At 63.2% G+C, this 17,685-nt stretch carries 19 protein-coding genes; 9 read left to right on the forward strand and 10 right to left on the reverse strand.

All coding sequences use genetic code 11. The annotated features are described in order from the left end of the window. Nucleotides 1–141: 141 nt before the first annotated feature. Nucleotides 142–1,356: an AI-2E family transporter gene (locus tag LB568_RS28200; RefSeq protein ID WP_083833293.1), complete on the forward strand. Its 1,215-nt coding sequence runs from the start codon at nt 142–144 to the stop codon at nt 1,354–1,356. 35 nt (nt 1,357–1,391) lie between these two features. On the opposite strand, the gene LB568_RS28205 is transcribed toward LB568_RS28200, so the two are convergent. The 3 genes from LB568_RS28205 to LB568_RS28215 form a co-directional block, all read right to left on the reverse strand. Continuing rightward, a complete protein-coding gene (locus LB568_RS28205) occupies nt 1,392–2,288 on the reverse strand; it encodes a DMT family transporter (RefSeq protein ID WP_224731843.1) in 897 nt (298 codons plus the stop codon). Nucleotides 2,289–2,414: 126 nt separating this feature from the next. Beyond that, nucleotides 2,415–3,179, reverse strand: coding sequence for an arginyltransferase (locus LB568_RS28210; RefSeq protein ID WP_013896025.1), 765 nt, complete (start codon nt 3,177–3,179; stop codon nt 2,415–2,417). Nucleotides 3,180–3,317: 138 nt separating this feature from the next. Beyond that, nucleotides 3,318–3,788, reverse strand: coding sequence for an RDD family protein (locus LB568_RS28215; protein WP_140571419.1), 471 nt, complete (start codon nt 3,786–3,788; stop codon nt 3,318–3,320). Between the two features lie 210 nt (nt 3,789–3,998). Here LB568_RS28215 and sthA point away from each other — a divergent pair, with 210 nt between their 5' ends. Then, nucleotides 3,999–5,387, forward strand: a complete 1,389-nt coding sequence (gene sthA / locus LB568_RS28220; RefSeq protein WP_224731844.1) for a Si-specific NAD(P)(+) transhydrogenase — start codon at nt 3,999–4,001, stop codon at nt 5,385–5,387. A gap of 79 nt (nt 5,388–5,466) precedes the next feature. Here the strand turns inward: sthA and LB568_RS28225 are convergent, their stop codons facing one another. Continuing rightward, nucleotides 5,467–6,162 (reverse strand): alpha/beta hydrolase, encoded by a 696-nt coding sequence (locus tag LB568_RS28225; protein WP_140571415.1) that lies wholly within the window; start codon nt 6,160–6,162, stop codon nt 5,467–5,469. Between the two features lie 202 nt (nt 6,163–6,364). Here LB568_RS28225 and LB568_RS28230 point away from each other — a divergent pair, with 202 nt between their 5' ends. After that, on the forward strand, nt 6,365–7,543 hold the full coding sequence (locus LB568_RS28230) for an OpgC family protein (RefSeq protein ID WP_224731845.1): 1,179 nt from the start codon (nt 6,365–6,367) through the stop codon (nt 7,541–7,543). Between the two features lie 15 nt (nt 7,544–7,558). Here LB568_RS28230 and LB568_RS28235 read toward each other — a convergent pair whose 3' ends face one another. Next, nucleotides 7,559–8,635, reverse strand: coding sequence for a substrate-binding domain-containing protein (locus LB568_RS28235; RefSeq protein WP_224731846.1), 1,077 nt, complete (start codon nt 8,633–8,635; stop codon nt 7,559–7,561). A gap of 372 nt (nt 8,636–9,007) precedes the next feature. Between LB568_RS28235 and LB568_RS28240 the strand changes: the two genes are divergently transcribed. Continuing rightward, a complete protein-coding gene (locus LB568_RS28240; protein ID WP_013896018.1) occupies nt 9,008–9,157 on the forward strand; it encodes a hypothetical protein in 150 nt (49 codons plus the stop codon). Nucleotides 9,158–9,169: 12 nt separating this feature from the next. Here the strand turns inward: LB568_RS28240 and LB568_RS28245 are convergent, their stop codons facing one another. Together LB568_RS28245 and LB568_RS28250 are read right to left on the reverse strand one after the other, a co-directional pair. Continuing rightward, nucleotides 9,170–9,535, reverse strand: coding sequence for a DUF423 domain-containing protein (locus tag LB568_RS28245; protein ID WP_224731847.1), 366 nt, complete (start codon nt 9,533–9,535; stop codon nt 9,170–9,172). After that, complete coding sequence (locus LB568_RS28250) at nt 9,522–10,829, reverse strand: multidrug efflux MFS transporter (RefSeq protein ID WP_224731848.1); 1,308 nt, start codon at nt 10,827–10,829, stop codon at nt 9,522–9,524. Before LB568_RS28250 ends, LB568_RS28245 begins: the two co-directional genes overlap by 14 nt. Before the next feature lie 116 nt (nt 10,830–10,945). On the opposite strand from LB568_RS28250, the gene LB568_RS28255 reads away from it, so the two are divergent. Continuing rightward, on the forward strand, nt 10,946–11,611 hold the full coding sequence (locus LB568_RS28255) for a GntR family transcriptional regulator (RefSeq protein ID WP_224731849.1): 666 nt from the start codon (nt 10,946–10,948) through the stop codon (nt 11,609–11,611). 104 nt (nt 11,612–11,715) lie between these two features. Further along, on the forward strand, nt 11,716–11,976 hold the full coding sequence (locus LB568_RS28260) for a DUF982 domain-containing protein (RefSeq protein ID WP_013896014.1): 261 nt from the start codon (nt 11,716–11,718) through the stop codon (nt 11,974–11,976). Between the two features lie 68 nt (nt 11,977–12,044). Here the strand turns inward: LB568_RS28260 and LB568_RS28265 are convergent, their stop codons facing one another. Beyond that, nucleotides 12,045–12,191 (reverse strand): hypothetical protein, encoded by a 147-nt coding sequence (locus LB568_RS28265; protein ID WP_013896013.1) that lies wholly within the window; start codon nt 12,189–12,191, stop codon nt 12,045–12,047. A gap of 200 nt (nt 12,192–12,391) precedes the next feature. On the opposite strand from LB568_RS28265, the gene LB568_RS28270 reads away from it, so the two are divergent. Both LB568_RS28270 and LB568_RS28275 read left to right on the forward strand, forming a co-directional pair. Next, on the forward strand, nt 12,392–13,363 hold the full coding sequence (locus tag LB568_RS28270; RefSeq protein WP_140571408.1) for a glycosyl transferase family 90: 972 nt from the start codon (nt 12,392–12,394) through the stop codon (nt 13,361–13,363). 157 nt (nt 13,364–13,520) lie between these two features. Beyond that, the gene (locus LB568_RS28275) at nt 13,521–14,492 is read left to right on the forward strand and encodes a glycosyl transferase family 90 (RefSeq protein ID WP_140571406.1); all 972 of its coding nucleotides are present in this window, start codon (nt 13,521–13,523) and stop codon (nt 14,490–14,492) included. A 13-nt stretch (nt 14,493–14,505) separates the two neighbouring features. Here LB568_RS28275 and LB568_RS28280 read toward each other — a convergent pair whose 3' ends face one another. Continuing rightward, nucleotides 14,506–15,549 (reverse strand): aldo/keto reductase, encoded by a 1,044-nt coding sequence (locus tag LB568_RS28280; protein ID WP_140571404.1) that lies wholly within the window; start codon nt 15,547–15,549, stop codon nt 14,506–14,508. 281 nt (nt 15,550–15,830) lie between these two features. On the opposite strand from LB568_RS28280, the gene ppk2 reads away from it, so the two are divergent. Continuing rightward, nucleotides 15,831–16,751 (forward strand): polyphosphate kinase 2, encoded by a 921-nt coding sequence (gene ppk2, locus LB568_RS28285; protein ID WP_013896009.1) that lies wholly within the window; start codon nt 15,831–15,833, stop codon nt 16,749–16,751. 191 nt (nt 16,752–16,942) lie between these two features. Here ppk2 and LB568_RS28290 read toward each other — a convergent pair whose 3' ends face one another. After that, a complete protein-coding gene (locus LB568_RS28290) occupies nt 16,943–17,590 on the reverse strand; it encodes a dihydrofolate reductase family protein (protein ID WP_224731850.1) in 648 nt (215 codons plus the stop codon). Nucleotides 17,591–17,685 lie beyond the last annotated feature (95 nt).

Consider the following 17,685-nt stretch of genomic DNA (forward strand, 5'->3'; position numbering starts at 1 on the left):
GCGGCGACCCCCTCTGGCCTGCCGGCCATCTCCCCCTCGAGGGGGGAGATCGCTCACTCCCCAACTCATTTGGAGTATCGTCACGATTGCTGCACTATATCAGTGCATAAACGGGACGGTGGTTGGGGAGAGACGGGCGCTTTGAAGGAAGCAAAAATCCAGAAACCGGAACGGCAGCAGCGCCTGTTCGGCCTGTCGACGCCACTGCGGTCCGCGGTCATTCCGCCGCTGTCGGCGGCGCGCTGGCTGCTGGTGCTGATCGTCGCCGCCGGCGTCTATTTCTTCCACGGCTTCCTGTTTCCGGTGCTGGCGGCGCTCGTCATCGCCTTCGCAAGCTGGCCGCTCTACCGGCGCCTGCTGGCCAGCGTCGGCGGCAACCGCACCATTGCCGCCACCTTTGCCATCCTGTTCATCCTGGCCTTCCTGGTGATACCGATCGCGCTTGCCGGCACCTACGCCATCAACGAGGTGCGCGAGTGGGTCGGCTGGGCGATCGAGACCAATCGGCACGGTGCCACCACACCGCACTGGATTGCTACGCTGCCTGTCATCGGTGAGTGGCTGAACGAACAATGGACGGACAATTTTGGCCATCCCGGCGGAATCGGCGAGCTGATCCAGTTGATCAGCGGCGCCAATATCGGCAGCATCTATCGCGGCGTGCTCGCCGCCGGCGGCAGTGCTTTCGGACTGTTGCTGACGCTGCTGTTCATGATGATCGCGCTGTTCTTCGCCTATCGCGACGGCGAACACTTTGCCGGCCAGGTCGACCGGCTCGGTGAACGCATCCTGCCGACCCGCTGGGAGCGGATCTCGCGCGTCGTGCCGGCGACGATTTCTTCGACCGTGACCGGCATGACCGTTATCGCCATCGGCGAGGGGCTGGTGCTGGGCATCGCCTATTGGCTGGCCGGCGTGCCATCCCCGGTAACGCTCGGCGCGCTGACCGGCGTCATGGCGCTGATACCCGGCGGCGCACCGCTGTCCTTCACGCTGGTCTCGATCTACCTCGCCGCCAGCGGCTCGCCGATGGCCGGCCTGGCGCTGTTCCTGTGGGGGGCGGTCGAGCTGTTCATCGTCGACAAGACATTGCGCCCGAAGCTCGTCGGCGGCCCGATAAAGCTACCCTTCCTGCCGACCTTTTTCGGCCTCATCGGCGGCGTCAAGACCATGGGTTTCCTCGGCCTGTTCATCGGACCGGTGCTGATGGCGCTGCTGGTGGCGATCTGGCGCGAATGGCTGCGCGAGGTGGAGCTGGCCGACGAGACGGCCGCCGACTCGGCGGCCGAAATCGAGGCCGGTCCGCAGATCGAAGTCCTGCCGGAATCCAGTGCGGCGAAGAAAGCCAGCGCCTGATAAGGACCGGCTTTGCGCCGTAAGCCGAATTGTCGCTAGACCGGGTGGGGCACCGCGAAATCGACCCGGCGCTTGCGCCCTTCATGCAGCTGCCAGAGCGAGTGCGCGACCAGCGTGACGATCAGGATCGCGCCGCCGATCAGGCTGTTGCGGGTCGGTGCCTCGGCAAAGATCATCCACACCCAGACCGGCGCCAGCACGGTTTCGAGCAGGTAGAACATCGCCACTTCCGGTCCCGAAATGTATTTCGGCCCGGCGGCGAGGCAGAAGAACGAGATCGGCATGATGACGGCGCCGTTGAAGACGATCCACCATGGCGCGTTCACATGAAAGCCTTCGCCTGACACCATGAAGGCCGCCAGCGCGAGCGGCAGAAGGACGCCGACGAGCGAGGTGAATCCCATGTCCTTGCCGCTGGCGCGCGAGATGGTGATGGCCACCGCGATGAAGAAGGCCGAGCACAGCGCCATGAAATCACCGAACAGCTTGCCGGTGCCGACCGAGCCGCCGACGATGACCAGCACGCCGAGGATCATGATCGCCATCGCCGCGATGGTCACAAGCCGTGGCCTTTCCCTCAGGAATATCCAAGACAGCAAGCCCGCGAACACGGTGTTGAAGGCCAGGATGAACACCAGGTCGGCGGTCGAGGTGTGGTAGACGGCGGTGACGAAGGTGATCCCGGTCAGCCCGTAGCATATCGCCACGATCAGGCCGGACCAGCCGGGGATGAGCGGCGGGGCGTTTCGGCTGAGTGCCCGCCAGACCGACCAGATGATCATGGCCGCCACGAAAGTCGTGCCGGTCCGCAGCAGCATGATCGACCATGCGCCTCCGTCGGCGAGGCGGATCAACGGTATATCGACAGTCAGCGTGAGCCCGCCGAGGGCGGTTATCAAAAGACCTTTCTGGTGATCGTAATGAGAGGACATGCAGGAACTTTCGCAATGAAATGCAGGCTGGCGGCCGGCTGGTGCAATGGCGCACTCTCCAGCCAACCGGCTGAAAGACCAGCATCCCCTGCCTTGAAACAGTTTAAGGGCGGACCGTGGAAAAACTCAGCGTGAAACCGCTTCGTTGATGTAGCGTTCCCAGCCCTTGGGGCCGAGATGCTCCTGCGGCATGAAGCGCATCTTATAATTCATCTTGCGCGAGCCATTGACCCAGTAGCCGAGGTAGACATGGGGCAGGCCCATCGCCCTGGCTCGGGCGATGTGGTCGAGGATCATGAACGTGCCGAGCGAACGGCTTTCGAAATCGGGATTGAAGTAGGAATAGACCATCGACAGGCCGTCGGCCATCTTGTCGGTGAGCGCCACCGCGATCAGTTCGCCCTGGCCCTTGCCTGTGATGAAGGTGTCGGGGCCGCGCCGCCGGTACTCGATCACCTTGGTGTCGACATGGGTATCCTCGACCATCATGGCGTAGTCGAGCACCGTCATGTCGGACATGCCGCCACGGCGGTGGCGTGCATCGAGATAGCTGCGGAACAGCGAATATTGTTCAGTCGAGGGCTCGGCATTATGCATGGCGCCGACGAGGTCGGAATTATGCTGCAGCACGCGCTTCATGTTGCGGCTGGCAACGAATTCCTGGGCCAGGATGCGCACGGACACACAGGCGCGGCAGGTCTCGCAGGCCGGTCTGTAGGCGATGTTCTGCGAGCGCCGGAAGCCGCCTTGCGTGAGGAGATCATTCATCTCCGACGCCTTGTCGCCGACCAGATGCGTGAACACCTTGCGCTCGAACTGACCGTCGAGGTAGGGGCACGGCGACGGCGCGGTCAGGAAGAACTGCGGCGACTGGGTCGGGTGCTGCGTCATCGAGCCTTGGAAACACTCCTTCGAGTCGCTCTACCTTTGGCGCGGAAAGCGAAAAATTCAACAGGATTGTGAAGGTGTGGGCGAACAGACGCCTTCACATTTGTGCCGATATGGCGGTAGCGCTTCCAGAAAATGCCGTCAACGGCCGGTGCGGCTGACCACGGTGCCGAGCAGAAGGTCATGCAGCGTGCGCTTGCGGTCGGCAAACAGGGTCACCAGCAGGACGAGCGGCGACAGGATGACGTTGCCGGCCCAGAACAGCACGGAATGGACGACCGCGGTGAGCCCGTCGATCGGCCGGCCGTCGAGCCGGTCGAGGCGGATGCCCATCATCTTCATGCCCGTGGTGGCCTGGTCGGCGCTGCCCAGCGTGTTCCAGATGTAGAGGATGGCAACGGCCGGCACGAGGACGCCAAACAGCACCCAGCCAAGGCCGAGGGTCAAGAGCCCGAGGAAGAACACCAGTATGGCGAACGGAATGGTGAGCAGCGCGACGATGATATAGTCGAGCACGAAAGCCAGGATGCGCCTTGTGCGCACGCCTTCATAGGCCCTGACATCGTCGAGCCTGGTGTTGATGATTTCGCCGTCGAGAACGCGCGCGTTCATGTCATTTCCTCGTAACAGCGCCCGACATAGGGTGCGGGCCGCTCGACAATGAAATGGTGAAGTCCCGTGCCGGAATCAAGATCGGGCTTCATTGCGGGTGCGAGGACGGAACGGCGTCTGGCGCAAGCTGAACCGGTTGAATTTGCCGCGCGAATGGCATTAGCTTGCTGCGGCGCACCAAAGCGCCGAGGGGCAGGGGAACGGGGCACTATGGACTACGACATGCTGGTCATCGGCAGCGGCCCTTCAGGCCGCCGCGCCGCGGTGCAGTCCGCCAAGCTCGGCAAATCGGTGCTGGTGGTCGATCGGGGCCGGCGTCTTGGCGGCGTCTCGGTGCATACCGGCACCATCCCTTCCAAGACGCTGCGCGAAACGGTGCTCAACCTCTCGGGCTGGCGCGAACGCGGCTTTTATGGACGCGGCTACCGGGTCAAGCAGGATATCTCGGTCGGCGACCTGGTCGAGCGGCTCCACAAGACGCTCGACCATGAGGTCGAGGTGCTGCAGCACCAGTTCATGCGCAACACGGTCAAGAGCGCACGTGCCGCGGTAAAATTTCTCGGTCCAAACAAGGTCAGCCTGACGACCGACAATGGCGACTACAGCGAAGTCGGTTTCGCCAATGCGCTGATCGCCGTCGGCACCAGGCCGCACCGGCCGCGCGACGTGCCCTTCGACAAGACCCGCGTCTTCGACAGCGACGAGATGCTGGAGCTCGACCGCTTGCCGCGCACGCTCACGGTGATCGGCGCCGGCGTCATCGGTGTCGAATACGCCACGATTTTTTCCGCTCTCGACGTGCCGGTGACGCTGGTTGAGCCGCGCAGCTCCATCCTCGATTTCGTCGATCGCGAAATCGTCGACGATTTCATCCATCAGATGCGTGATCGCGGCATGACGATAAGGCTGGGCAGCGCGGTGAAGGAAATCCGCTCCAAGCCCGAAGCCGCCGAGGTGGAACTGGCCGATGGCCGCACCATCCGCTCCGAGGTCGTGCTCTACGCTGCCGGCCGCACCGGCAATGTCGGCAGCCTGGGGCTGGATGTGGTCGGCATCGATGCCGATGCCCGAGGCCGCATCAAGGTCGACCCGCAGACCTTTCAGACCAGCGTGCCCAACATTTATGCCGCTGGCGACGTCATCGGCTTTCCGAGCCTCGCCTCCACCTCGATGGAGCAGGGCAGGGTCGCCGCCTGCCATGCCTTCGGCGTGGCATTGCCGCCGCCGCCGGAGACATTCCCTTACGGCATCTATGCGGTGCCGGAAATCTCGACCGTCGGCCAGTCCGAGGAACAGGTGCGCGAGAGTGGCGCCGCCTACGAGGTCGGCGTGGCGCGCTTCCGCGAGACGTCGCGCGGCCACATCATGGGCGTCAACACCGGCTTCCTGAAACTGTTGTTCTCGATCGAAACGCGTCGCCTGCTCGGCGCGCACATCGTCGGCGAGGGCGCTACCGAACTCATCCACATCGGCCAGGCGGTGATAAATCTCGGCGGCACGGTCGACTTCTTCGTCACCAACACCTTCAACTACCCGACGCTTGCCGAGGCCTACAAGATCGCCGGACTTGATGCCTGGAACAGGATGGGGCGGGGATAGGCGCTAGCTCTCCACGCGGATTCCGCAGGCCCGCACGGCCGAGCGCAGATCGACACTCTGACCGTTCGGGACAGAGCCCTCAGCTTCGCTGTATCGCCGCCTGTCCCGCCAGCCATTGCCTGACGATCGCCGCGTCCGGCTCACCGATTTCGTGGCCCGAAGGAATGATCCGGGCGTCGATCTCGCTGCCGTGGCGGCTGAGCAGCGTCACCAGTGCAGGCGCGAAGGGACCGTAGGTCTCGTCGGCTGCTCCGGCGATGATCAGCGTTCGTGTCCCGATGAGGGTCGCCGCCGGCGCCTGGTCGAGTACAGGCATTTCGGGCTCAGGCATTTCGAGCACAGGCATCGGCCTCAGCAGCGCCGCCCCGCGCACGATGCCTGGATGCAGCAGCATCAGGCTTGAAACCAGATTGGCGCCGTTCGAATAGCCGAGGAATGTTGCCCGGGCGAGCTCAAGCCCATGGCGCTTGGCCGCTTCGCCGGCGAATGCCGCGAAAGCGGCGGTTTCGGCAATGATGCTCTGCTGTTCGAATCGCGTTGGGGTGATCCGCTCGAACCAGCGAAAACCGTCCTCCTGGGGGATCCGGCCACGCGCTGCGATCAGCATGGCGTCGGGCGCGATCTGTCTCGCCAGCGCCACCAGGGTCGTCTCGTCGACACCGGAACCATGGAGCAGGAACAGGCATTCACGGCGGCTCCCGCCGGCACCCAGGAGCCGGTAGGGAAAGGCCAGATCCATAAGCAACGAGCCGTTTTCGACGCTGTCGCCCATCATTCCGCATCCTCTTGATTATATGAGGTTTCGCTGAATTTGCCGGCTTCAAAACGCAATATTTTCATGCTCCGCGAAAGTTGATTGAACCGGGCGCATTCCAGCCCGTTTCTGCGCCGATACACTCCCGTGGGAGGAATCGAAGCGGTGCGCCCCGGGGGTCGCATTGCTGGACATGAACAACCAGCTTTGAGGCCTTTTGTCGATGACCACCCCCATTTCGCCGGAACGCGATACGCGTATCGATGTACTGCGCGCGCTCGCCTTGCTCACCATCTTCGTCGACCATGTGCCGGGCACGGCTTTCGAGGTCCTGACCTACAAGAATTTCGGTTTCTCGGACGCCGCCGAGGCGTTCGTGCTGATCTCCGGCATCTCGGTCGCGCTCGCCTACGGCACGAAATTCCGGCCGGGCGGCCGGCTTCTCGCAACCTTGAAGATGTGGCGGCGGGCGGGTGTGCTCTACGTCACCCACATCGTGACGACCATGGCGGTGATGGCCCTGTTCTGCGCCGTGGCGGTGTTTGCCAGGCGGCCGGACCTGCTGAGGCTGATCAACATCGAGCCGCTGATGAAGAACCCGCCGGAAGTGCTGGTCGGCATCGTCACGCTCGGCCATCAGCTCGGCTACAACAACATCCTGCCTGTCTATGCCGTGCTGCTTTTGATGGCGCCGGCCTTTGTCCTGTTCGTCAGCTACAGGCCCGTCGCCGCACTTGTCGTGTCCGGTGGGCTATGGCTCGTCGCCGGCATCTGGCAGATCGCCCCGCCCAACTATCCCGAGCCTGGCTTCTGGTTCCTGAACCCGCTGTCCTGGCAGTTCCTGTTCAACATCGGCCTGGCCGCCATGCTGCATGTCAGGCGTGGCGGTGTCATCCCGGTCAATCGCTGGCTGGTCGGCGCCGCCGCGGCCTATGTGCTGACGGCGCTGGTCTGGGTGCACAGTCCGCTGTGGGGGCAGATAACCTGGTTCAAGCTGCCCGTGGTGATCGGCGGCTTCGACAAGACCTTCCTGTCGCTGCCGCGGCTGTTGCACATCCTGGCGGTCAGCTATCTCGTCGTTGCCCTGCCGGCGCTCTCCGGCCTGTTCCGGACCAGCCCCGACCATCCGCTGGCGATACTGGGCAAGCGCTCGCTTCCGGTCTTCATCGCCGGCACGCTGATTGCCATGCTCGCCCAGGTGATGAGGCTGATCAATCCGGGCGGGCTCGTCTATGACAGCCTGCTGCTATCGGCCGGCATCGCCATGCAGTTCGCGCTCGCCTTCTATCTCGAATGGCTGTCGACCGTCGCAGGCTCGGGCAAAGCCCGCGCGACGCAAAAGGATGTCGCGCCGGTCCGCGCGCCTTTCGGCATCTCCGCCGTGGCGAGAGCCAATCGCTGAGCTTGGCCGCACGGCTCAGCCGCGTGGCGGAGCCGACGAGGCCCGCACGATCAGTTCGACAGGCAGAAGCTGCCGGCTGACCCTGCCGTCGCTCTCCAGGATCGCCTTGACGGCAAGGCGGCCGATCTCGGCGATGGGCTGGGCGATCGTGGTCAAGGGCGGCTCGGACGTCGCTGCTTCCGGAACGCCGTCGAAGCCGATGACGGAAACGTCGCCGGGCACGGCCAGCCCGCGCGCGCTCAGCCATTCGAGCGCCACCAGGGCTGTCCTGTCGGACATCGCCAGGATGGCGGTGGGCGGCTCGCTGGAAGCGAAGATGGCTTCAAGCCCCGCTTTCGTGGTGGCCGCATCGTTGGCGGTCTCGTAGACGGGCACTTTGGATATGTCGACGCCAACCCGCGAAAGCTCCTGGAGATAACCGGTGAGGCGGTCGCGCGTCCCCGCATAGGTCGCGGCGCGAACCTGCTCGGGCGACACAAGACCTGTCCTGTCGTCGGCGAAAGGCAGCGCCAGGACGGCAAAGCGGCGATGTCCGAGATCGGTGAGATGGCGCGCCGCCAGGCCGGCGCCGGCGATGTTGTCGACGCCGATCGCCGCGACCGATCCGTCCTGCGAATCCAGATCGAGCGCCACGAACGGCAGTTTGCGCTCGCGTGCCAGTTCCACCAGGCGCGAGCCGCCTTCGATGCAGAAGACGATGAAGCCGTCGACCAGCGCGCTCTGGATGTTCCAGGCAAGCTGTTCGTTGTTGGCGGCCGAGACCAGGGAAATCCCGGCCCCGGTTGCGTCGCAGGCCTGCGAGATGCCCGCCATCATGACGCGCGCGAAGGGATCGTCGAAGAAGTAGGAGAGGGGCTCGGCGGTGGCCACGCCGATGGCATTGACCTTGCCGGCCCGCAGCAGCCGGCCCTTCGGATCCGGCCCGCCATAGCCCATCGCCTCTGCAGCCGCCTTGACCCGTTCACGGACTTCCTCGCGCACGATCTCGGGGCGGCTGAAGACATTGGACGCGGTGCCATGCGAGACACCTGCGGCCTTGGCGATGTCGGCCAGCCGGACGGGTCGTCGATTGCCTGCGGTGAGTGACGCCATTTTGCGCGTGCCTCCTGACATGCATTTAGCACGTTCCGGGCTTGCATCTAGCACTTTCGTTGGATCGATTCAAATTCTGCTTGACCAACGGTGGCCGGGGGTCTATCTTTGAATCGATCCAAACCGGCAGATTCAGGCTGCCGAAATGACCGAAGGGGGAGGTGCGCCATGCATCCCGTCAACTATCTGTTTCAAGACATCTATCGCAACGACTGGAGCATTGTGTCAGCTGCCAACAGATCCAGGCGTCGAAATCATGCCGGCCCATGGATTCGGGACCTTCGCTTTCTGGTGGAACGCAAGCGGAGCTGATCGGCGCAGCCTTTTTGTGCTCACCGATTGGATCGATTCAATTCAAGAGAGAGAAAAACCATGCATCCCGTCAAGCATCTGTTCGAAGACATCTATCGCAACTATTGGGGCATCGCGCCGGCCGCCGAGCGGCCCGAGGCGCCGCGCCGGACAAGGCTAGCCTCGCGCGGTCGCGACCTTTGGGTCCGATCCGAACGTCACCGGGACTGACCGTTCGGCATCTCAGGATCTTGGGCGCACCAAGGCGGAGGCGGCAATCGCCAGCCAGCCTGCGATGAGCAGGGAGCCGCTGATCGGCGCCGACATCGGAAACAGTCTCGATCCGAGAAAGTCGCGGGCGAGCAGATCGCCCGCGAAAAGCACGAGCCCGACAAGCAGGGCCAAGCTGGCCATCCGCAGCAAGCGGTTCGCACCGGCAAGGCCGACGGCGAGAAACACCGGTGCGTGCATCAGGAGGAACGATGCGGCCGTGCCGGTAAAGGCGCCGCCACGGTGCGCGGCCGCCGCCGACAGTGCCACACCTGCCGCACCGACGAGACCGCCGGCAAGCACGAGGATGCGGCTGGCGCTGGATTCAGCGAGACTCATGATAGCGCGGCCCTTCGATTGCTGACTTGGGCGAATCCCTCAGGGGCTCGCCGGCCTCCAGCAGCATATGCCGTGTCCGCCGCGACTGGACAATCCAGTTGTAGACGGCGCCGCCAGCCATCAGCACCGATGTGCCGAGAAACACCGCCGGCATGCCGAAGTGGCCGCCGACGAAGCCGCCGGTCAAGGGTCCGGCGACCTGCCCGACATATTGCGCCGAAATCGCCAGGCCAAGCACATTGCCGCCGACACCGTCGGGGACGTTGTGGCGGATGACGCTGGTGATGCAGGGCAGCAGGCCGCCAAGCGCCAGGCCCATCAGGAAGCGCAGTCCTATCAACTGCCAGCTGTCGGTGACGAAAGCCTGCGGAATGAGCAGCAGGGCCGAGACAGCGAGCGCGCCCACGACGACGTTCCAGTGGCCGACGCGGTCGGCGAGCTTGCCGAGCCAGGAGGCCGACAGGATGGTGCCTAGCGCCGCCGCCGACATCACCACGCCGGCGACCAGCGTCACCCGGCTCTGATCCTCGATGAGCTGCTGCACATAGACGGTGATGATCGGCTCGATCGACATGGTGGCGAACGCAAGCAGCATTCCGGTTGTCAGCATGGCCACGACCGGACGCTTGTCCGGGATCTGCGACCAGCCGCTCTTCGGCTTTGCCGCCGAAGCCGCTTTGGCTGCCTTCGGGCGGGGGGTCTCCTTGATCAGGAAGGTCGTGGCCAGGAAGGCAAGGAAGATGACGCCGCCGGACAACAGGAAGGTGGCGCGGATGCCGATGACCGGCGGCAGGGCGCCGCCGAGCAGGGGGCCGACCAGCGAGCCCGCTGTGATCCCCGCCGACAGGACGCCGAGCGCCCAGCCAGAGCGGTCCTTGGGCGTCTGCATGGCCACCAATATGGTCGAACCCGAGGAATAGCCGCCGGCAAAGCCGATCAGCAGGCGCAGCAGCACCAACTGCCAGACCGTTTCGACCATGCCTGTCAGCGACATGCAGATCGCCATGCCGAAACTGGCGCGCACCAGCATCACCTTGCGGCCGTAGCGGTCGCCCAGGCGTCCCCATAGCGGCGCAACCATGGCCGCGGCGAAGAAGGTGGCGCCATAGGCGATGCCGGACCACTGCACGATGGCCGCATGTCCCTGCGCGCCGAGCTGTTCGACATAGAGCGGCAGGAAAGGCAGCAGCAGGGTCATGGCGATGAGCGTGCTGAACGAGCCAGCGAAGCAGACGGCGAGATTGCGCCGCCAGTGGATGTTGTAGCCGCTTTGTCGGGTGTCTTCCTGCGTCATGTCCTGCCTGCTCGATACCAGCACTTGTTGCGGATACCGTTTTGGGATACCAAACTGGTATACGTCATGAACTTCAACCCCGCTGCTGTCAATGCGGCTTCGGAAAGGCGAGCGCGATGTCGCAGATGCAGAATGTCGAACGGCGGTTGCGCGAGATGATCCTTGGGCTCGAGGTCGGACCGGGGGAGCGGCTGACGGAGCGTTGGATCGAAGGCCGCTTCGGCGCCTCGCGCACGCCGGTCAGGGCAGCGCTTCTGCGGCTGGAGACCGAGGGGCTGGTCAGCAGGGACGGGCGCGGCTGGACGGTGTCGCCCATCAACCTTGCCGAGCTCGAGCAGATCGCGGTCTATCGCGAAGCGGTCGAGGTCGCGGCTCTGCGGCTGACATGCACGCACGTCGACGGGAATGCCATCGATGTCATCGAGGCGATGCTCGATTCCTGCGACGAAAGCACGCCGCGCGAGGAGTGGCATCGCGTTGGCATGGACTTTCACATCGAGCTGGCGCGCCTGTCGGGCAATGAATTCCTGTTCCGCGCCGTTCGCGATGCCATGACGCGGCTGTCGCGCGCCCGCTGGCTGGAGGTTCGCGACGAAGCCGCCCTTGGCCGTGCCTGGGCCGAGCATCGCGCTATCCTGGAGGCAGCACGCCTTGGCGATGCCGATGAAGCGGCCCGCCGGCTTTCAGCCCACATCGTTGGCAGCCGTGACCGGCTGGTGACGTCGCTCGCCAACGATCGACGCGGGCTTCGCGCCAGGGGTTTTGCCGTGGTCGCTGCCTAGCGCGGTCTGCACAAGGCGGGGGCGATCGCTGTGAAAAGGCTGCGTCCCGATACAAAGCGCACTTTCGGCCTCGCTTCATGGATGCCGATGGCGTAAGAGCGGCGATGGAAAACAACCGATTTGAAACACCCGTGACCGTCAAGTCCGTCACGGCGGGAAGCACTCAGCTCTTGCGTTCGGCCCGCGAGGCTTCCGATTACCTCCTCAACAGCTGGCCCGGCAAGCGCAGCCCCAAGCACCGTGCGGCGCTGCAGGCCTGTCATGACGCGCTGGCCGGCGACAAGCCGGCCATGAATGCCAGGCGTGCCTTCATCGCGGCGGCGCGTGAAGTCGACGTTTTCGTCAGCGACAAGGCGCCCGCTTGACGCAATCCAATCGGATTGAGACGAGCCATTGGACTGAGACGAGGCCCGCATTCGCGGGCCTCTTGCCGTCATTCCTCTGTTTCGGCGTCGGTCTCGGTCTCCGGCTTGGACCGTTCCCGCGCGGCGACCTTGGCGGCCTGCTTTTCGGCCTTCTTGGCTGCCTTTTGCCGGTCGCGTTCCTTGCGTTCCTGATCGTAGTTTGGTGCTCGCGCCATATCGGCTCCTTTTTGACCTGCCTTGCGGCTCAAACCTTGCCTAGGAGCATTAGCCGCCAAACACAACAGCCGAGGCAAAAGTACCGCGGCGTTCGCTTCCGCGGTTGGGGAGGGCTTGCCAGATGCGCGGCACAATGGTGTAGGAAGCGTCGGGGCGCCAACGAATTGAGAGCTGCCTGTTTGTTTTGATCAAGTGAACCATGGCCACAATTGCGCGGACGACGGCGAGAGTGTTCTATTATGCGCGAAACGTCGCGCGCGACGTCATTCCCCAAGCCCTGTTTCGACGCAGGCTGGCCGCTCGTCTCGAAACGGCCAGGCTTTCCGGCGAGCCGGCGCGCCGGCGGCTGAATTACTACAACAAGCTGCAGGATGGTTTCACGCCAAGCGCAAAGGCCGTGCGCATCAGCGAGCTGCCCTTCACTCCGACCATGTATTATTACGACCTGAAGGAGTTTGCCCGCTACTTCGATCCCGGCTTGCTGATCGACGTCCAGTTCGGAGACGTCATGAAGGTGCCGAAGGTGCCTTCGATCGTCAAGGATCGGCCGATCCGTGACGACGACAGCAACGCGGTCATCATGAAGCTCGACAAGTTTCGCCATTTCCAGATGCCGACCGATACGATCCCGTTTGCCGATAAGCTGCCGGCGGTGGTCTGGCGCGGCGATCTCAACAATCCGATCAGGACACGGTTTCTGGAAGCGGCGCGCGACCTGCCGTTCTGCGACGCCGGCTCGCACAAGGCCAACGCGCCGGCGGAGTATGCCAAGCCCTTTCTCACCATCCGCCAGCACCAACGCTATCGCTACATCGTTTCGCTCGAAGGCAACGACGTGGCGACCAACCTCAAATGGATATTGAACTCGAAGTCACTCTGCCTGATGCCGCCTCCGACATACGAGACATGGTTCGCGGAGCGGCAGCTCGAGGCCAATGTTCACTACGTGCCGCTCGCAGCGGACTTCTCCGACCTTGCTGAACATGTGGCTTTTTTCGAGCGGCACCCGGCGAAGGCCGAGCGCATCGTCGCGGCCGCGAACGCCTATTGCCGGACGTTCGACAATGAGCAGACCGAACAGGCGATCTCCCTGCTGGTGCTCTACAAATATTTCGTGCTCAGCGGCCAGATCAAGCCGGATGCCGATGTCTGGCACTACATAACGGGATAGTTGCCGGCGACATAGCCGGTCCCTGTGGCCAAGCGCGCTGTCACCATTTGGATGCGCCGCCCATTTTTGCGAAATCTCTGACACGACCACGCGGGAGCGCGCGAGGAACTATTTCGGCTGTCGTGCGTTTGCTGGCGCTTGTTTTGATCAGAGAACGATGGCCACCATACAGCGAACGACCCAAAAGGTTTTCTACTATGCGCGGAATGTCATACGCGATGTCGCACCACAGGCAATCTTCCGACGACGGCTGGCAGGTCGCCTCGAGCAGGCCAGGCTCTCCGATGAGGCCGTCCGCCAACGATTGAACGACTACAACAAACTGCACGACACGTTCTCGCCCAGCCCCGATGCCGTCCGTATCGACAGCCTGCCGTCGACACGCAGCATGTATTACTACGACCTGAAGGAATTTGCCCGTTACTTCGATGCCGGACTGCGCCTCGACCTGGAGTTTGGCGACGTCATCGAGGTGCCCAAGGTGCCGTCATTCGTCAAGGATCGCCCGATCCAGGCCGACAACGACAATGCGGTGCTCATGAAGTTCAACAAGTTCCGCCACTTCTACATGCCTGTCGACACGGTTGCCTTCGCCGACAAACTGCCGGCCGTGGTCTGGCGTGGCGATCTCAACAATCCGCTCAGGACAAGGTTTCTGGATGCCGTGCGCGACCTGCCGTTCTGCGATGCGGGCTCGCACAAGCCGAACGCGCCGGCAAAGTACAGCAAGCCCTTTCTCAGCATCGGCCAGCACCTGCGCTATCGCTACATCGTCTCGCTGGAGGGCAATGACGTGGCGACCAATCTGAAGTGGATCATGAATTCGAACTCGCTCTGCCTGATGCCGCCGCCGACCTACGAAACGTGGTTTAGGGAGAGCCAGCTCGAGGCCAATGTCCACTATGTGCCGCTCGATCCGGATTTCGCCGATCTGGCCGAAAAAGTAAGCTATTTCGAACGCCACCCGGCTGCGGCGGAGCGCATCGTCCTCGCGGCCAATGCGCATTGCCGCAAGTTCTCCAACCAGCGAGACGAGCAGGCGATCTCCCTGCTCGTGCTCTACAAATATTTCGTGCTCAGCGGCCAGATCGAACCCTATCCCGAACTCTGGCGGTTCATCGGGGGCTAGATCCTGATGTCCGTCAGATGGCGCTGCGATCGAGAACGGTGTCGGCGGGGCCGAAGCGATCCTTTGCCGTCAGTTGCTGGTGCCAGTAGGGATAGAGCAAAGGCGGCCGGCTGACCGCGTCGAGGCGCTGGCGTTCGTCGGCACTGAGTTCCAGGGCGGCGGCTGCGAGATTGTCCTTGAGCTGGGCATCGTTGCGGGCGCCGATCACCAGGGAGGAGACGGCGGGGCGGCCGAGCAGCCAGGCAAGCGCCACCTGCGCCGCGGAAACGCCCCGGGCCTTGCCGATTTCGACCAGCACGTCGACGATCCGCCAAAGCCGGTCCTCGTCCCGGATCGGCGGCTCGGACCAGCCGGCGAGCTGCCGGGCGGTGGGGCTGTCGCGGCGGTATTTGCCGGACAGCAATCCGCCGGCAAGCGGGCTCCACACCAGCACGCCGAGCCCCTGGTCGACAGAGATCGGCAGCAATTCATACTCTGCCTCGCGCGCCTCCAGCGTGTAGTGGATCTGCTGAGTGACAAAGCGCGGCTGGTGATGGCTGTCGCTGACGGCGAGCCCCTTCATCACCTGCCAGCCGGAGTAGTTGGAGCAGCCGACATAGCGGATCTTGCCCTGGCCGACCAAGGTGTCGAGCGCGGCGATGGTTTCCTCAAGTGGGGTCAGGCCGTCCCATTCGTGCAGGAAATAGATGTCGATGACATCGGTCTTGAGCCGCTTCAGGCTCCTCTCGCATTCGCGGATCAGGTGATAGCGCGACAGGCCTTCGTCGTTGGGCCCTTTGCCGATCCGCATCCTCGCCTTGGAGGCGATCAGCACGTCGTTCTTGCGCTTGCCGCCGAGTGCTTCGCCAATGATCTCTTCCGAGATGCCGTTCGAATAGACATTGGCGGTGTCGAGAAGATTGATGCCGGCATCGATGCACATGTCGATCATCCGTTTGGCTTCGGCGAGATCGCTGTTGCCGACAGCGGCGAACGGGCCGGCGCCGCCGAAGGTCATGGTGCCCATGGTCAGTGTCGAAACCTTCAGGCCGGAACGGCCGAGAGTACGGTATTCCATGTCAATCCTCGCGATTGTGTTGAATTGGGGCGGCGCGAAAGGGCAGCCCGGAATGCGACCGGGGATTTGTAGGACAATTCGCCCGGTTTGTCGCCATGCCGGGACGACGATCGATCATATTTCGCGGAATTTGCAGCGCCGGCGATCGTGCTCGGGCTGCAATAAAACCGTCACTGCCGGCCTATATTGAATTCGGCTAAGGTGTTCCGTTCCAGGCCGCGGGCCAGCAGGGTTGGGGCGCCGGGACATAAACCGACAGGCTTGCACGCGGAGCAACTGATATGACCGAGCTAAGACAGAATTCCCCTGCAAAAGACTGGCTCGAAGCCGAGCTCGCCGACACGCTCGACGAAGACTATGAGCTCGAAATGTCGGAACCGGCGCTGTCGATGGAGATCGCCAAGATCTACAAGAACTCGCATCCGCCTTCGATCGACCGCATGCAATATTTCCGCGACCTGATCACCTTGCAGTCGGAGCTGATCAAGCTGCAGTCATGGGTCGCCTATCACAGGAAGAAGCTGGTGGTGATTTTCGAGGGCCGCGACTCCGCCGGCAAGGGCGGTGTCATCAAGCGCATCACCCAGCGGCTCAATCCGCGCATCTGCCGCGTCGTGGCACTGCCGGCGCCGACCGAGCGCGAGAAATCGCAATGGTATTTCCAGCGCTACGTCCCGCATCTGCCAGCCGGTGGCGAGATCGTGCTGTTCGACCGCTCCTGGTACAACCGTTCCGGCGTCGAACGGGTGATGGGTTTTGCCGGACCGGAGCAGGTCGAGGAGTTCTTCCACGACGTGCCGGAGTTCGAGCGCATGCTGGTGCGCTCGGGCATCACCGTGGTCAAATACTGGTTCTCGATCACCGACGAGGAACAGCAGATGCGCTTCCTGATGCGCATCCACGATCCGATGAAGCAGTGGAAGCTGTCACCGATGGACCTGCAGTCGCGCGTGCGCTGGGAACAGTACACCAAGGCCAAGGAAGAAACCTTCGCCCGCACCAACATTCCCGAGGCGCCGTGGTTCATCGTCGAAGGCAACGACAAGAAGCGCGCGCGGCTGAACTGCATCGATCATCTGCTGAAGCAACTGCCGTATGAAGAGGTGCCGCACGAGGAGATCACGCTGCCCGAGCGCGTCTTCAACCCGGAATATGAGCGCCAAGTCCTGCCGCGCGAACTCTACGTGCCGGAGAAGTATTGAGGGTTCTTCCTTCTCCCCGTCACTATACGGGGAGAAGGTGCCGGCAGGCGGATGAGGGGCGGCGCCAACCTTGATCAATTGGCCGGTAGCGCAATCTTCCATCGCCAGCGCCGCCCCTCATTGCCCTGCCGGGCATTTCTCCCCGTATAGTGACGGGGAGAAAGGGGCCTGCCGCCAAGGGTTTCGCCAAACTACGCGCGATCGATGATCACATGCGTGGCAAGCGCTGTCGCCACCTGCTCCGTGCACCGATAGCCAAGCTTCACCATATCCAGGCCCGCGAAGAGGTTCTCGCCTGTGCCCAGCAGCACCGGTGAGATCGCCAGGTGCATGGTGTCGATAAGCTTCTCCTGGAGATATTGCCGGATGGTCGAGACACCGCCGCCGACCCGCACATCCTTGCCGCCAGCCGCCGACCTTGCCTGCTCGAGCGCCGAATGGATTCCGTCGGTGACGAAGTGGAAAGTGGTGCCGCCCTCCATCGTGATCGGCGCTCGCTTAAAGTGTGTCAGCACGAAAACCGGCACATGGTAGGGCGGGTTGTCGCCCCACCAGCCCTTCCAGGTCTCATCGGGCCATTCGCCGCGGATCGGTCCGAACATGTTTCGCCCGAGGATCCACGCGCCGACATTCTCGAAGCTGCGCGCCGCGAACGCCTCGTTGATATCGGTGGCGCCGCCGTCTTGTCCCAGCACCATCTTGCGGAAGGTGCGGGTGTCGACAAACCACTTGTGCAGGGATTCCCCACCGACGCCGAGCGGATTTTGCAGATCCTGGTCGGGACCGGCGCCATAGCTGTCGAGCGATAGGGTGAAAGCGTTGACACGCAGCTTGGACATGAAAACCTCCTCGATAACCAGTTGTATTTTGCAAGTGGTCGCTTTGTAGCAAACCGATTGCGAATTGCAAGTGGTATTCTACGGCGAAGAAACAC

Source organism: Mesorhizobium sp. B263B2A, from assembly GCF_020165775.1.
GTDB lineage: Bacteria > Pseudomonadota > Alphaproteobacteria > Rhizobiales > Rhizobiaceae > Mesorhizobium > Mesorhizobium opportunistum.

Excerpts from the sequence above, each read along its gene's own strand:
- LB568_RS28260 (WP_013896014.1), top strand. The coding sequence starts at position 11,716 with ATGGAAAACAACCGATTTGAAACACCCGTGACCGTCAAGTCCGTCACG.
- LB568_RS28210 (WP_013896025.1), bottom strand. The coding sequence starts at position 3,179 with ATGACGCAGCACCCGACCCAGTCGCCGCAGTTCTTCCTGACCGCGCCG.
- LB568_RS28250 (WP_224731848.1), bottom strand. The coding sequence starts at position 10,829 with ATGACGCAGGAAGACACCCGACAAAGCGGCTACAACATCCACTGGCGG.
- LB568_RS28235 (WP_224731846.1), bottom strand. The coding sequence starts at position 8,635 with ATGGCGTCACTCACCGCAGGCAATCGACGACCCGTCCGGCTGGCCGAC.
- LB568_RS28245 (WP_224731847.1), bottom strand. The coding sequence starts at position 9,535 with ATGAGTCTCGCTGAATCCAGCGCCAGCCGCATCCTCGTGCTTGCCGGC.
- LB568_RS28265 (WP_013896013.1), bottom strand. The coding sequence starts at position 12,191 with ATGGCGCGAGCACCAAACTACGATCAGGAACGCAAGGAACGCGACCGG.
- LB568_RS28225 (WP_140571415.1), bottom strand. The coding sequence starts at position 6,162 with ATGATGGGCGACAGCGTCGAAAACGGCTCGTTGCTTATGGATCTGGCC.
- LB568_RS28280 (WP_140571404.1), bottom strand. The coding sequence starts at position 15,549 with ATGGAATACCGTACTCTCGGCCGTTCCGGCCTGAAGGTTTCGACACTG.
- sthA (WP_224731844.1), top strand. The coding sequence starts at position 3,999 with ATGGACTACGACATGCTGGTCATCGGCAGCGGCCCTTCAGGCCGCCGC.
- LB568_RS28215 (WP_140571419.1), bottom strand. The coding sequence starts at position 3,788 with ATGAACGCGCGCGTTCTCGACGGCGAAATCATCAACACCAGGCTCGAC.
- ppk2 (WP_013896009.1), top strand. The coding sequence starts at position 15,831 with ATGACCGAGCTAAGACAGAATTCCCCTGCAAAAGACTGGCTCGAAGCC.
- LB568_RS28205 (WP_224731843.1), bottom strand. The coding sequence starts at position 2,288 with ATGTCCTCTCATTACGATCACCAGAAAGGTCTTTTGATAACCGCCCTC.
- LB568_RS28255 (WP_224731849.1), top strand. The coding sequence starts at position 10,946 with ATGTCGCAGATGCAGAATGTCGAACGGCGGTTGCGCGAGATGATCCTT.
- LB568_RS28290 (WP_224731850.1), bottom strand. The coding sequence starts at position 17,590 with ATGTCCAAGCTGCGTGTCAACGCTTTCACCCTATCGCTCGACAGCTAT.
- LB568_RS28270 (WP_140571408.1), top strand. The coding sequence starts at position 12,392 with ATGGCCACAATTGCGCGGACGACGGCGAGAGTGTTCTATTATGCGCGA.
- LB568_RS28275 (WP_140571406.1), top strand. The coding sequence starts at position 13,521 with ATGGCCACCATACAGCGAACGACCCAAAAGGTTTTCTACTATGCGCGG.
- LB568_RS28230 (WP_224731845.1), top strand. The coding sequence starts at position 6,365 with ATGACCACCCCCATTTCGCCGGAACGCGATACGCGTATCGATGTACTG.
- LB568_RS28240 (WP_013896018.1), top strand. The coding sequence starts at position 9,008 with ATGCATCCCGTCAAGCATCTGTTCGAAGACATCTATCGCAACTATTGG.